Genomic DNA, 14520 nt, shown 5'->3' with positions numbered 1-14520 from the left:
TCCTCTGCGCACGCAGAGATATTCCGATCCGCTCGCTCTCAGGTGCAGCCCGATCGCCGTCTCCTCTGCGCACGCAGAGATACTCCCGAGCCATGTACTTGGCGATCGACACCGCAGTTGTTCTCCTCTGCGCGCGCAGAGATATCCCTCCATCGTCAGCTGAATCTGTCGGTTTCTCGAGGTCTTCTCTGCGCACGCAGAGATCTGTGTTATTATTCGTTGAGTGAAATTTTACAAAGGTTTAGTTCTGTCTTGGTACGCGCGACCGGAACACCATTCGGGATCGCGCCTCTTTCGAAACCAAGCGGAATATTCGTCCAATCCCGACGGTATTGGTACCTGGACATGTCGCCCTTTCCGCCTCCGGACTTGATTGTCATCAGGATCGGCTTCAGGCCAGACGGGCAATCGCTCGGCATGGCGGCCTTCAGCGCGTTGGATATCGCCAGCGCACCGATTCTTGGACAAACAGCCGAGAATTCGCAATCCAAGCAGGCGGCGTTCGTTTTGAATTGCCGAATTACCTGTCTTGAGAATGCGGTAGCGGAGCGTTCTGCGCTCTTCCGCGCTGAAGATGGATTGTCCGGAACCATGGTGTTGGGACGTACGCGTACGCGGTCTGAACATGGGATATCTCCTACTCCAGCCTGAGCGTGCTGGATCCAACCGTCGGACGTTAGAAAAATCGTTCTGGAGGCCTCGTGTTGGATGATGGATGCCAATGGCGCAACTCCTGTTTCCTTTAGCTCGTCTGCGCCTTTGATGACTGAGCTCAATACCTGTCCAACGTTCATCTCGACACCCGTCTCTGGTGTCCAGAGTTCGAGGAATCTGCATATCCACTCCGTGATGGCTTCCCATGACATTGCGAAAATTGCTGCCGAAGGGGGTGTCGGCGTGAGGTTAAGTGTAAAGCGTCTGAAGGACGAACTGGTCAGAAAATCGATCAGGGCTTCCGGTGTGACCGCTGTCACGGTGTCCGGGCCGACGTTGATGTGGAGATCGACATCGCCGAAGGCGTCCCGGACGTATTGAATGTTGGCGGCGTATGTCTCTTGGAATTTTGCAACGGCGGTTTTCTTCGGGTCGATGACAAGGTCAAAGAATATCGGCTGTCCGATCTTGAGCGCCGTCTCGCGCACCGCGTCGACGGCCCGCGCGACGCGTTCGTGCTTTCCGATCACGCTGGCGGTCATGAAGCCTATCGAACGGCCGTGCCCTACCTCATGGATCCAGTGGACCACCTCCGTCAGTTTCTCCGGCCCGGCGATCAGATGATCCCCCTGTCCCAAGTTGATTGAGACCTCCTTGGGGTCTGAGGTCTTCAGGTGTTCCTCGAGGTACCCGTGAATGAACGGACCAACCTTGTCGAATTGCTCCTTGGTCCAAAGAGACCCGCTCGTGCGTTCCCTCGCGGACAAAAAACAACCCTGGCACGATCCGCCACAGCGGGTCGTGGTTTCAAGGATGAATTTGACATCCGTGCGGTCCCTCATGTCACACTTCCACTTTCCAGTCGTTGTCCATCGCGTCCGTGATGAACGCCAACTTGATGGGGTTCTTGAAATAGTACGTTCCCGGCTCCGGATGTCCGAAATAGGAGGTCTCGCCAGCATGGTCGATCACGGTGAGGGACCAGATCGGGTATTGAGCCATCGGAATGGTGACCTCCTTCCCGTTGACGATGGGAAACAGATCATTCTCGAACTGGGTTTCTTCGATGCCGCGCATCCAGACGATTTCGGTCGAGCGATTTCCTGCGTCGTCCATGATCCTGAATTTGGCTTCGCGACCAACCAGGTTGTCGTCCGGGAGGAGAACGGACACCGACGCGAAACCGTCCCGTTCCCCGTTCACGCCAATCTCGAGGTCACATTTCGTGAATTCAAGACCGACCGGAGTGACTGCCTTGATCCTTCCGTCGTGAGACCGGACCGCAAGTCCGCGCTGCGGTTCTTTCCCTTTTTCGAATTGCAGTTTGGAGACTATCTCGAATTTCCGTCCGTTGCCGACGAACAGGTTATCCGGACCGAGGTGCCAAGTGTCTTGGTAAATGAAAACACCCTTTGGTCCCTTCATCGAAAAGGTGACATCGCCCCTATTTCCCACGGCATCGATCGTAACGTGAGGCTCCCTTCCGATGCCGTAGTATGCCATCAGCTCCTGGCGTTCCTTGAACTCCTCGATCTCGTGCCGGATCCACTCTTCCCGAGAGCGACCTTCATGAATTCCGAAATCGGAAGAAAGGTGCTCATGGCCATCGCTCTCTCTGGCGATGAATTTCGCGAGAGTGTTCTTGATGCCGTCCTTCAGGTTCATGCCGCAGTCCTTTTGGCGTCTTCGATTTCCATCCTGCTCGCGATTCGGTCGATGAGCGCTTTCGCGACATGCGGACATCCGTGCTCTTCGGGACTTCCGGCTCCTGTTATCCGGGCGACTTTCGTCGCGACGTGAAACCCGGTTCCGGCGCAGATCGCGGTGCGGTCGCATTCCACGCATGCACCCTTTGCGTGTTCTCGAATGACCGATTGAACGAAGCCCTTGGTTGCTTTCCGGATCGTGTCCGAGAGAGCCCCGTCGTTGATGTGTCCAAGCGGGTTGAAGCCGTGTCGCTCGGCATGGGTGATATCTCCTATCGCCTCCAGTTTCGGCAAAACGAAGCCGAGATGGTCTATCTCGATGGACTTAGCGACCGTCTCGGGAAGGATCTCACGCGCAGCGGTCATGAGGTTCGGGGAACCGTCGCTCCGGCACATGACGGAGTTCACCGTCCGTTCGATGACGGGTCTGAAGCTGGTGCCGATCCAGGGGCGTTCGACGGCCAGCGCGTCGAAGCGAACCAGCCAATCGAAAATGACCGGGATGTCGGAGAGCGTGCTTTTGGAATTCTCGATCGTCGGAGCCCAATTGACGGTGACTTCGTCGAAACCGTTGATCTCAGCGAATTCAATCAGCTCGTCGGGCGACATTGCCGTCACCGCTTCGGCGGACAGGTTGGTCGCGAGGTCTACCTTCCCGAAAAGCTCCTTGGCGACGAGTACCATCTCTCGAAACATCGGCCCGAATTTCGTGGCCTGCATGAGCCTCCCGTCCAGAACCACGAGCGGCAGGAATGGAACCTCACCGGAAATGCGCGCCCGAGTTTCCTTGAGCATGGCGATGACGTTGGCGGGCTTCCCGACGAGCGACGTTGTGAAGAAGACGGCACTGTGTTCGATGTCGGCCGGGTTTCCGGCGGTTACGATGCGGCTTCCGCTCTGATGGATCTTCACCAGATAGTCGACGCCCATGAGGATGTGGTCCGCGATGCCGTAGGTGACGTTGACGCGCCGGAGCGGCTTGCACTCGTGGGCGTATTGGACAAGCGCCTCCTCCGTGCGTGCGAACGTGAATTCACTCATGTCCGGGTGTGTGGATTTGCGCTCCACAGCTGAAAGGACGCAGCCCGCACACAGACCTCGGCAGGCGTAGACATCGTCGATCTGGATCTGGAGTTCATCCGCCTTCTTCATATCAACACCCCACGCTGCCGCCGACGTAGCTCTCGTATTTCGGCCTGAGACCCTCGGCATGCCGGCTGCGCATGTGGTCGATGAAGCCTTTAAAGCCCGGGCAGTCCTGGTCCTTTCCCGGTTCCCAGTGCCGCGCCAGAACACCGCAACCGGATCGGCAGAAGTCGTACGCGTCGCAGCCGATGCAGGCGCGGTTCGGACGAGCTGCCTTGATGACATCTCGGCGGAAGCTCTGGGTGTTTGCGACTTCGGAGACCGATGTTTGGATCACGTTTCCAGACCACTTGGCATCGGTAGCACCCCCCGCCTCGAGGCAGGTGGCTGCGTTTCCGTTCCAGTCGATATCCATGGAACCCGCGATAATCGGACAGACGATGTCGTCGAGCGGCGTGTTCGTGTGAATGGCGGCGAGCATGCTTTCCGCCGGGTTCACGAAGAGTTCCGGGTCCTCCCGGTGCCTCAGGTACCATTCGGCCGCGTCGATGAGAAATGCCGATGTCTCGTGAAATTCCGGAAAGATCACGCCTTTATTTTCGAGGCCGTCGCCGGATGGGATGAAGAAACCGAAATGGATGTTCTTGATGCCTTCCTGCCCGTGGAGGTACTCGAGGATCTTCTCGGCCCCCATGTTCACGACCGGTTTCGTGACGGATGTCGTGACCCCGAACTTGATCCCGGCTTCGCGCAGCTTCTGCATGCTGTCGCGCCACATCTGCTCGAGCTTCGGCTTCGGGAAGCGCGACACCGGTTCCCAAGAGGTATTGACGCGGTCGAACAGGCTGGCGATTCGTACGATCTCCGGGTGCATCAGATTTGAGACCAGACAGAGTTCGTACGAGTAGTTCTCGCTCTTGAGGATTTCACGCACCTTGGGAATGACGTTCTCGAAGAACACGGGACCAAGCATCGTCGGTTCGCCGCCGATCAGATGTATCTCCGCATGATCGTAACCGATCTCGCCCATGTGCTTTGCAATTCCGGTTGCGATCTTGATGACGGAATCTTCCTCCATCTTCCCGGACATCTTCTTGGTGAGCGAATGGATGTAGCAGTGCGTGCACCGCAGATTGCAGTCCCGCGTCACATTGATCTGGTAGAGGTAAGTCTTCGACATTCCGGTCTCCGCAATCCGTCGGGACTTATTCTCGGGCATGTCTCTCTCCTTTTCAAGGATTCAATGACGCCCACGCGGGGGAATCGATCATCTAATCGGTTGACACGCCTCGAATCCTTTAGGAGCCTTTCGTATTCACTCTTCGAAAGGACTGGCGAGTGGCGATTTCTCGATCCGGAATAATGCATCTTCTGTGCCTCGGTCGAACGCGGAGACATGCGGCATTCTTCCTCTTCGTTTGTGCCGCGTGCGTCTCGGTGTTTTCGCTCGGCAACGCGCTGGGCGAACGTATCGCCGCAGGGGCCTCCGGGGATCCGCACGCCATCGCCGAAGGCTACGTCTGGGCCGCGCAGACCGTCGTAAACGGTATGATATTTCTCGCGCTCTACGCTCTGCCGTTCGGCCGCATGTCCTACGGCGCCGTGCTTCCCTCTCTTGCGCTGGGCGAAGCCGCGTATTCCTCGTCCTGGTTCATAGGGGGCGTTCATCTCTGGTTGCTCAAACATCCGGTCTACAAGGAGATTTTCGGTCACGAGATAACCGGGTTCGTGAACCCTCAGTACGGGATGATGGCGGTTTTTCTCGGCATCCTGGCCCTTCTCGTGATCAGTATCGGGTTCGCGCGGTTTCTGCCGGGATACCGTTTCTCCCGAGTCGCCGCCGCGCTGGTCATGGTTTCCATCGCCCTCACGGGCTGGTTCTTTCATGACCAAACGGTCAAGTCGCTCGATATCGCTGATCAGGGCGAACGCAAGGTTCTTGTCTCCGCATTGTCGGTCGATGAATTCCTCAATGCTTGCAGGTCTTCTCAGGTCCTTTGTTATGAGGATCCCGATATTGATTCCGAGATAACCGGAATGGAACCAGTCGACGAGCAGCTGGTTGGCCCCCTGCTCTATTTTGCAGGCAAGAAATTCGAACGCTCCGTTCACACTCTTTCCGGAATGGGAAGTAGTCGTGACGCGAGGGCGCGTTTCTTCGTGGCCGCCATCGTGGCGGAGGGGGGCAGCACGCGCGTCGGCGTTTCCGTTCATCGTCCCGCCGAACGGCTCGATTTCGAGAGGCGTCGTCTCTCTCTTCAAATGCTAGCCGCTCATCTGACATGGCTTTTCGGAGGTGTTTTCATCTCCAATCTACACAAGCCCAGAGGGGCCCGAAGGTTCTTTGGGCCGATTGGGAGTACGACCTGAAGTCGAAGCCGACATCGAAGCGGCTGGACACCATCGTCTTGATCTATTGTTGACGTTTCGAATCCCTGCCATCAAAATCTCAGTCATGGTCGCACCAAGTATCGAATCCGGTTATTTCGTCTTCACCTTGATGCCTAGCCTCTTTTGCCACCTCAGGTGCCCTCATTGCTACTTGAGTCTGGAGGAGAGGCAGGATCGCACGATCATGTCCCCTGATTTTCTTGAGGAGGCATGCAGGAAAATCGACGCCTACTGGGACAGCAGAAACATCAGAAAGCGCACTGTCGTCTGTTACTGGTACGGAGGCGAACCGACATCGATGGGCATCGATGTCTTTAAGGACATGGCCGACCGCATCAATTCCGTTTTCGACCCCGCCAAGGGTTACGAGGTCAAGCACACAGTTTTGACATCTCTCGTGTCGGTTCGAGACGACTGGTTCCCTGTGTTCGATCAATACGGACTCGGGGAATTCCAGACCTCATATGACGGCGACATGCGCGGCGGGTCCTACATGCGCAAGTGGGAGCGTCGGGTGAGAGCCGCCGTCGACTACGGTCTCTCCGTCTCGACAATTTCCGTGGTGAACCGTGAGCTTCTGGAGCAAGGCCCGGCGTGGACCCTTGATTATTTAGCCGACCTCGGCGTGAAGGAGACGAGCTGGCTGCCGTTCATGTGGAACGACCAGAATTCGAATGGCAGTTATGACGACTACGCCCCGACGATGTCCTCGTGGTCTGAATTTATGACCGGGTTGACGGAAAGATGGCTCGAACGCCGCAGGTCGGATCTTGCGACCCCCGAGATCGGTCAGATGCGATTTATCCTTTCCCAAGCGGAACGCGGCGGTCTCGCGAACATCGCGGGGCAGACCCTCTTTCTCATGCCGAATGGTGATTTCGTCCTTCCCGACTATCGGGAGGGGTGGAAGGAATTTATGCGCCCGTTCGGGAATATTCTCGATCAGGATTTCGCGGATATTCTCGCCTCCCCAGCCCGTCGGAAATATCTGCGGCGACAGGCGTTGCGGAACGGTAATGAGGATTGCCTCTCCTGTCCGCATCAGGACAAGTGCGTCATGGAATTCTGGAAGGACAACCGAGAAGGCGATGATTGCTTCGGCGGCCGTCGTTACATCGATTGGCTTCTGGATAAATCGCCCGATGTTGCATCCGTTTCCGGCTCCCGCTCTTCCTGCACTCTCTATTGACGCTGTTGCTACCGGCGTTTCGCCGGCGGTTTGTTTAATGCCGTCCCGGGCCTCATTCATGGCAGGTACCTGTTCAAGGGACTTCCGCATGAGAGCGTCTTGGTTTGTTCATTCCGCGTCTCAAGGAGGTTTTTCCGTACAGGCTGAATGAAGTCCAAGCATCAAAGCGAGTAGCTGGAAGGAAACGGCATGGCTCTTAGGCGTAATAACACAAAGCGGAGCGGCGGCGGCGGACGGCAGAATGCCGTTGTGGAGCTTGCTTCCATCCACACCGAAAACGGCAGCGATCCGAACTACGAAAAGGACTACGCGATCGGCTACCTTCTGCACGACGCATTCGGCAAGACTGCCGAATACGACGACCAGGGTAACCCGGTCACGGAAATCCGCTTTCAGATGAAGAAGCCGGACCATTTCGACCCGAAGAAGCCGCCCGCGAGCATTGCGAAGCTGGGCCAGAACAAGGGACTATGGAAGAAAGTCGAGGTAGGAAGCCATCTCATCATCGAGAACGCCTATCTCGAAAGCCGTTCGGACACCGTCATGGCGAAGTGGTTGATCTCGGGCAGCCGTGACCCGTACTCCGGTGCCGAAGTCTGCCGTGTCAACGACAGTGCCAAACGTCGGCCGAGCGGCAAGGCGTTTCTGACGACCGTCTATCCGGAAACGTACTACGACCGTGACAACGGCAGCCGCGTTCACGCTCAATACCGCGTCGCTCTCGACCAGGAGAACGCCAAGCGAGTTTCCAGCTTGGACGACTTCAAGGCGAAGGTCACTCAGATGTTCCACGACATGAGCAACGAAGGCGTTGCGTCGCGGTTCCCGGAGAACGGTCGCGAGTTCTACCAGAACAACGGCGACGGTCGCGGCACCCCGCACGTATACCTGCGCGGCATAGAGATGGACGATGCGTCTGGTTTCTACTCCGACTCTGCTCGGGTCAGTCTTATCTGGGATCGCGAGAAGAAAAGCTTCCAGTCTGTCGAGGAAAGCATCGACGCGTTCCTGAAAGATAAGAACAATGCGGCCATAGTGGAGTCTCTCAGCGACACGCACGAAGAGAACACCTACCTGGAAGTTATTCCAGCGCAGGTCTACAAGACGGGCGAGTCCAGCCTGCCGTCCATGAAGAAGAGCGGCGGTGACGAATCCGTTCGATTCCCGTGTCCGGTTCTGGACGAGTTCGGCAAAGAGACCCGCTACGAAGACGGCAACCTACGCGTTGTACGTGGCTTCGCTCCGGGCTTCATCACTCTCGGTCGCGTCAACGGCGACCCCGAGGCACCTTGGTTCGCCAAGTCCACGTTCCGCACGGAAATATATGGTCCGATCTCTCCACTGGAAGAGGTTATAACTCCGGAACTCCCGGGCCATTTCCGCGATCTGCTCGAGAAGCGCGCCGCTGCTCGTAGCGAGATTATGAAAAACAAGAACAAGAACAAGCCTGCTCCAACCAGGGACGAGCCGGCCATAGACGAGCCGGCTATAGACGAGACCGATCCGGGCGAAGGCCTTGAATTCGGTGCCGAGATGGCTCCGAAGGGAATGTAAGTCCCACTGGGACTCGGTTGTTGAACGGCGCCTTCGGGCGCCGTTCTTTTTTTGCGTGTCTTTCCGCGATGCGATCTATCATTATTGAAATCTAGGATTCAGAGGGAGTTTTGGCATCATGGGCGGAGCAGATTTTCGTTGGCTGGACACGGGCGAAGAGGGATTCGTCCTTCAAATCCACGATTCCGACGAAGGTCGCTCGATCGCCATCGTCCCGGAACTCTCGGTTCCCCCGGTTCGCGTCGAGGCGTTCTCCCGGGCCGGATTTCATCCTTCGGATGACGGTATTTTCCTGAGACCGGGAGGAACAATTCGGTACGGCGACGTGCGCGAGCTGTTTCCCAACGTGTCTGTGAGGGTTATGCGGCGCGACGACGTATTCGTTTCGGTTCCTGTCAAGGATGCCGCCGACCGTTCGGTCCCACCGACCGTCGAAGCCGAAACTCCCCAAGTGGCCGTTTCGGCCGCCTCCGAGACGTTCTTCGAGGATATACGAAAGCCGAACGAATTTCAGGTGCCTTACAAAACCGGTAGCCGCCTCGGGAAACCGATCGCCATGATTCCGGTCAACATGGCTGCGGCCACGCAAAAAGCGCTCGAGGACGTGGCCTCCGAGCACGGTGCCGTCGATGCTTTCGTCGCCGATGCCCTTGGTTTCGACATGCTTACCCTTGAAAAAGCGCTTTCGCCGGAGCAGATTGATGCCGTTGCGCTCGGCTGGGCAGCCTTCCTGAAGGGCCGCGAATTCCTTCTCGCCGACCAGACGGGACTTGGTAAGGGCCGCGTGTTGGCGGCGCTCGCGCTGGCGGCTGCCCGTGCCGGCAAAAGGGATGTCTTCATCACCGAAAAGGCGAACCTGTTCTCCGACTTCTGGCGCGATCTCATGGACACCGGGGCTTCCGACGAGTTCGGTGAGCCCTTCATTCTGAATGCAGGGTCCAAGATTATCGACGTCACGTCCAAGGATGGTGACGTTCTGTTTCAGTCCGGAAAACCAAAGGACATCAACGCTATCGTTAAATCCGGCTCGCTTCCGGACGATGCCCGCTTGATGATGGCAAGCTATAGCCAGTTCAACCGCGAGGGCTCTCCCAAGGTCTCCTTCCTCTCCAACGTTGTGGAGGGTGCGGCGGTCATTCGTGACGAAACCCACAACGGTGCCGGTGACTCGAACACCTCCGTTGCCCTGCAACGCGCTCTTTCCAACGCCTGGGCCGTCGCCCACTCTTCCGCGACCTTCGCTAGAACCCCCAGGAACCTCCTCGCCTATGGCGGCATCTTGCCTCCGTCCCTCAGAGGTGAGAATGCGTCCGATCTGTTCGATAGCGGAGGCAATGCGCTCGCCGAGGCTTTGTCGCAATATCTCGCCGAAGACGGTGTCTTGATTCGCCGAGAGCACGATCTCTCTGAGATTTCGCTGGATGTCGTGATCGATGAGGAGAGGATCGATCGAAACCGTGACTTGGCTGACAGGCTTGCCCCCATTCTCTCCAGGATGGCTCATTTGCAGCGTCTGGTGGAGGATGAGATTGAGGTCCGGAATGATGACCAGGCGAATTACAAGGGGAACTGGTATACGGCCAATTTCGGCTCCCGTCTTGGGGCGATCATCCGTCAGTTCACCACCGCGCTGAGCGTCGATCAGTGTGTTGATCGCTGCGTGTCTTCCCTTCTTAACGGAGAGAAGCCCGTTGTCGTGATCGAGTCGACGATGGAATCCCTGATGCGGGAGCTGAACTCTGATGGAGACACTGGCCCGAGTGAGGAAAGCGAGATCGATGTCGAAGCGGGTCCGCCGACTTTCAAGGATGCCTTGCGTCTTCTGCTCTCTCGGATCATGCAGATGTCGGTCAAGACCACTCCGGCCTCTGATCCCGACCGCATCCCGGTCGAGGATGAGTTTATCGTCGCCAAAGCGAGCAATATCGAGGCGTTGATCGACGGATTCCCGGATCTTTCCCTGTCTCCGATCGATGATATCAGGGACCGGGTAGAGGCCGTCGGCGGGAAACTCTTTGAAGAGGGAAAAATCAAGAACCGTTGGTTCGCTGATGAAATTTCCGCCAGGAAGATGCGAATTCAGAAGGGCGCGTATGTGCCAATGCCCTTGGTTGACCGGAACAACGTGATCGTCGGATTTAACGGCGGTGGGCTTGATATGGTCGTTATTACCCGCGCCGCGTCGACCGGCCTTTCTTTGCATGCATCCGAGCGTGTTGCTGATAAGCGCCGCCGTCGAATGATTGAGGCTCAGATCGCGGTCAACGTCGTCGAGCGAGTCCAGTTCTGGGGCCGCGTGAACCGCCGCGGACAGGTCTCCACCCCAGCTTTCGAAACGTTGTGCACCGGGCTTCCTCTCCAGATGCGTACGATGGCCATGGAGAACCGCAAGCTTGAGAAGCTTTCCGCGAACGTTTCCGCGAACAGCGCGAACGCATCGGCGATGAAGATACCGGATGTTCTTGACAGCGTCGGGAACGATGTCGCGCGGAACATGCTTGAGGAAAAACCTTCCCTCGCTCAGCGTATGTGCATCGCCATGAAGATCGAAGATCAGGAGCAGGCGGCGACCGAGCTCTATCACGTGAACAAGCTTCTCCAGCGGCTATGTCTTTTACCGTCTGCGGAGCAGGATGAAATCTTCGGTCAGCTCCTCCGTGAATACAACGATGCCGTCAAGGCGATGGAGGCACGTGGTGAAAGCCCGCGCGGCATCCGTCAGGTCGAGGGGGTCTGGACGGAAGTTTCCCGGGAGCCTTACGAACCTGGGGATCCGAAGGACGGCAAAGTATTCGGCCGTCCGGTCGATCTCGTTGTTATGGAGTGCGTTCGCAACGCCTCACCGCTATCCGCCTCTATGATCAAGGAAAAGATCATCTCTTCCAGACGTCGTCTGGGCGAGGAAAGCGGTGCTGCGGCCGGCCCTTATTTCGATGGCCAGTACAAGGCGATCAAATCGGCGAAGCAACGGGTACTGAACGCGGCTCTCGCGGGCCGTTTCATATCCGTGAAGTCTGCGCTTGCCGACCGCAAGCCGAACGCCGTCAAAACGGCCGATCGCAAGCTTGCTGACTTGACGGATGCTGTTCAGATCCTGAAGCCCGGCGGCGAGATTATGGTTCCGGCGGCTGAGCGCGGTCCGGTTCGCAGCGTCATCGTCGACGTTCAGGCTCCCGAAAAGGATGAGGTCCATCTTCCGGGGTGCTGGAGCGTTATCGTTGCGGTGCCGGGGGAAAGCAGGTGGAAAACGGTCTCCCTCGCGACGGTACTCAAGGGGGGCGGATATTCGTTGATCAGCTCCGGGCGAGGCGCGAATCTTCCGAACCTTTCGTCGTTTGATCGTGCTCCTTCCGGCGAGGTTAGGGAGCGCCGGGAGTTTCTCGACGGCAATCTCGTGAAGGCGGTGATGATCGCGTCCGACGTGAAAGCGGGTTCCATGGTGACCATCCAGAAACAGGACGGAAGTCTGGAGCGCTCCGTCCTGTTGCGGCGCGGCGGCCGAAACGCGCTCTTCGACCGCTCTCGAAAGGCAAACGAGCCGAAGGAGGCAATACAGGTCCTTCTTTCCGGGCGTCCGGTTTTTACGAAAACCATGGATCGCCAGGAGGGTCTCGTGATCGAACGGGAAGATCAGGGATTCCGTGAATCGAACACCTTCATCGTCTCCATTCCCCGGGGCAAGGCGGGCAAGAAATACGAGGAAAGTCCGATGGCTACGCACTGCGGGGCATTTCGCGGAGAGGGGAATTTTCGGATTGCAAGGATTCAGTCACATCAGATCGAATGCTTCCTAGCCGAGATGCTCAAGAACGATTTCCCGATCCATTTCGATCCGCCCGGAAGGGATAATTCCGACAGGGTCTCCGCGAAGCCTCGATTCGGTGGGCGAGGCCCCGGACGCTGAATTCACTTGAATCCTTGACCAAGCAGTCTTACAGCTTCAGATTCAAGGGAAGATACGGAGTCGAATCCTTTGCATAAGCACCTCTTCATCGCGGAAAAGCCTAATCTCGCAAAAACCATTGCCGATGCCCGGGCCAAGATGCTCGGCGTTCAGCCCAAGACGGGCAATCATTGCATCACCGTCGGCGACGATGCGGTGACATGGGTCCGCGGCCATGTTTACGAGCTGGCCGCTCCGCACGAATACGATCCCGCCTTCAAGAGGTTTGACATATCCCACCTCCCGATCGTCCCGGACAAATGGAAGCGCAAGCCGAAGCAGGATTTCATTGGGAAACTCAATCGCATCAGGGAGCTGATCCGCAGCTCCGACAAGCTGGTTAACGCGGGCGATGCCGAGCGTGAAGGGCAACTCCTTATCGATGAAGTGCTCGAAGAGATGGGTGTCGATCCGTTCTCGGATCGGGTTCTGCGTTTTTGGGCATCGTCGATGGCCGAGCGCGATCTGATCGAGACTCTGAACTCGCTGTTTCCGAACAGCGACAAGAAGAACCTTTCGATCGCGGCGATGCTTCGCCAGCGGGCCGATTGGCTTCACGGTCTCAATATGACGCGTCTTTACACGGAAATCGTCCGTAATTCCGGGGTCGACATGCTTTTTTCCGTTGGAAGGGTGCAGACCCCAACACTCAAGCTCGTCGTGGATCGGGATCGGGAGATCGCCAACTTCAAGCCCGTCGATCATTACGCGCCGACCGGGTTCTTCATTCACGAGAACGGCAAGTTCAAGGCAGACTGGATCATTCCGGACGATAAATCCAGGATCGACCCCGACGACAAGTATTTCGATCTTGAGGGTCGCTTGGTGGACAAGGTGTTCGCGAAGAAGATCGCGGACGACATCGCCGGGAAGAGGGGTAAGGTCGAATCCTTCAAGTCTCAGAACAAGTCTAATCCCCCGCCCCTCCCCCATTCCCTCGCGACATTGCAGCAGGAGTGTTCCAAGAAGCTCGGACTGACGGCTCAGCAGACGCTGGATGTCGCCCAGGAGCTGTACGAGAAGCACAAGGCCACGACGTATCCCAGAACCGAGACCCAGCATCTTCCGAACTCCGTCCTGAAGGACGAGGCTTCCGGCATCATGTCGGCGCTCGCCTCGTCTCCGGGGTTCGAGGAAATCGCCGGGAACGCGGACCTGAAGCTGAAGTCGGCCGCCTGGGACGACAGCAAACTTTCCGATCACTACGGCATCATTCCGACCAGCGAATTCTCGTCCTCGAAGCTCCGCGCCATGTCTCCCATTGAGCGGAGCGTTTTCGAACTCATCGCGAAGCTGTTCATTGCGCAGTTCTATCCGGCCCAGACGTGGAAATCCAACTCCGCCGTCGTCGTCGTCGACGAACACCGCTTCAAGGCGAATGGCCGCGATCCCATCAGCGCGGGCTGGCGCGTCGTGTATGGCGCTCAGGCGGACGAAGAGGAGGGCGACAAGGAATCGGATCAGAAACTCCCGACGATGAAGAAGAGCGATCCGGTTTCGGTCGAAAGGTCCGACATCACCTCGAAGCGGACCAAGCCTCCAGCGCATTTTACGGACGGTACGCTCATCGAGGCCATGTCGAACATCCACAAGTTCGTTTCCGACCCCGAGGTCAAGAAGCGCTTGAAGGAAAACGACGGGATCGGAACGGGTGCGACCCGCGCGGGCATTATCGAGAAATTGATCGAGCGTGAGTTCATACAGCGCAAGGGCGGTGGCAAGACGAAGAAGGTCCTGTCCACCACTGTGGGTCAGTCCGTCATCGACGTGCTTCCCGCGCAGGTGGTTGATCCGGGACTGACTTCTATTTGGGAAGCCCAGCTCTCGAAGATCTCCAAGGGCGAGGCATCAGCCGATCAATTCACCGACGTTTTGATCAATACGCTAAACAAGTTCGTCGAACAAGGGCGCAAGATGGGCACCGTAAAGGTGCGCGGCGCGGACACCAAGGCTCTGCTTCCTGGAACCGGGAACACTTGTCCGAAGTGCGGCAAGGG

Annotated in this window: 9 protein-coding genes; 5 read left to right on the top strand and 4 right to left on the bottom strand. The window is 57.4% G+C overall.

Annotated features, from left to right (window positions below):
• Positions 1–212: 212 nt before the first annotated feature.
• From E1297_RS09395 to E1297_RS09380, 4 genes are read right to left on the bottom strand one after another with little or no spacing between them, the layout of a single operon-like run.
• Positions 213–1496, bottom strand: coding sequence for a hypothetical protein (locus E1297_RS09395; RefSeq protein WP_155137090.1), 1284 nt, complete (start codon positions 1494–1496; stop codon positions 213–215).
• 1 nt (position 1497) lies between these two features.
• Entirely contained in the window at positions 1498–2319 is an 822-nt protein-coding gene (locus tag E1297_RS09390) for a hypothetical protein (RefSeq protein ID WP_155137087.1), read from the bottom strand.
• Complete coding sequence (locus E1297_RS09385) at positions 2316–3512, bottom strand: hypothetical protein (RefSeq protein ID WP_155137083.1); 1197 nt, start codon at positions 3510–3512, stop codon at positions 2316–2318. Before E1297_RS09385 ends, E1297_RS09390 begins: the two co-directional genes overlap by 4 nt.
• A 1-nt stretch (position 3513) precedes the next feature.
• Positions 3514–4626, bottom strand: coding sequence for a radical SAM protein (locus tag E1297_RS09380; RefSeq protein WP_196223256.1), 1113 nt, complete (start codon positions 4624–4626; stop codon positions 3514–3516).
• 158 nt (positions 4627–4784) lie between these two features.
• Here E1297_RS09380 and E1297_RS09375 point away from each other — a divergent pair, with 158 nt between their 5' ends.
• From E1297_RS09375 to E1297_RS09355, 5 genes are all read left to right on the top strand, one after another.
• Positions 4785–5816, top strand: coding sequence for a hypothetical protein (locus E1297_RS09375; protein ID WP_155137076.1), 1032 nt, complete (start codon positions 4785–4787; stop codon positions 5814–5816).
• A 205-nt stretch (positions 5817–6021) separates the two neighbouring features.
• Positions 6022–7026: a radical SAM protein gene (locus E1297_RS09370; RefSeq protein WP_209015723.1), complete on the top strand. Its 1005-nt coding sequence runs from the start codon at positions 6022–6024 to the stop codon at positions 7024–7026.
• Positions 7027–7215: 189 nt separating this feature from the next.
• A complete protein-coding gene (locus tag E1297_RS09365) occupies positions 7216–8580 on the top strand; it encodes a hypothetical protein (RefSeq protein ID WP_155137070.1) in 1365 nt (454 codons plus the stop codon).
• Between the two features lie 118 nt (positions 8581–8698).
• Positions 8699–12484, top strand: a complete 3786-nt coding sequence (locus tag E1297_RS09360) for a strawberry notch C-terminal domain-containing protein (protein ID WP_155137067.1) — start codon at positions 8699–8701, stop codon at positions 12482–12484.
• 69 nt (positions 12485–12553) lie between these two features.
• A partial coding sequence (locus tag E1297_RS09355; protein WP_155137064.1) for a DNA topoisomerase 3 occupies positions 12554–14520 on the top strand: 1967 nt, incomplete at its 3' end.

It is taken from the genome of Roseibium sp. RKSG952, from assembly GCF_009711355.1.
Note: the sequence above shows the minus strand (reverse complement) of the source record. Positions and strands in the feature narration are given on the sequence as shown.

Excerpts from the sequence above, each read along its gene's own strand:
- E1297_RS09395 (WP_155137090.1), bottom strand. The coding sequence starts at position 1,496 with ATGAGGGACCGCACGGATGTCAAATTCATCCTTGAAACCACGACCCGC.
- E1297_RS09390 (WP_155137087.1), bottom strand. The coding sequence starts at position 2,319 with ATGAACCTGAAGGACGGCATCAAGAACACTCTCGCGAAATTCATCGCC.
- E1297_RS09385 (WP_155137083.1), bottom strand. The coding sequence starts at position 3,512 with ATGAAGAAGGCGGATGAACTCCAGATCCAGATCGACGATGTCTACGCC.
- E1297_RS09380 (WP_196223256.1), bottom strand. The coding sequence starts at position 4,626 with ATGTCGAAGACTTACCTCTACCAGATCAATGTGACGCGGGACTGCAAT.
- E1297_RS09370 (WP_209015723.1), top strand. The coding sequence starts at position 6,022 with ATGTCCCCTGATTTTCTTGAGGAGGCATGCAGGAAAATCGACGCCTAC.
- E1297_RS09365 (WP_155137070.1), top strand. The coding sequence starts at position 7,216 with ATGGCTCTTAGGCGTAATAACACAAAGCGGAGCGGCGGCGGCGGACGG.
- E1297_RS09360 (WP_155137067.1), top strand. The coding sequence starts at position 8,699 with ATGGGCGGAGCAGATTTTCGTTGGCTGGACACGGGCGAAGAGGGATTC.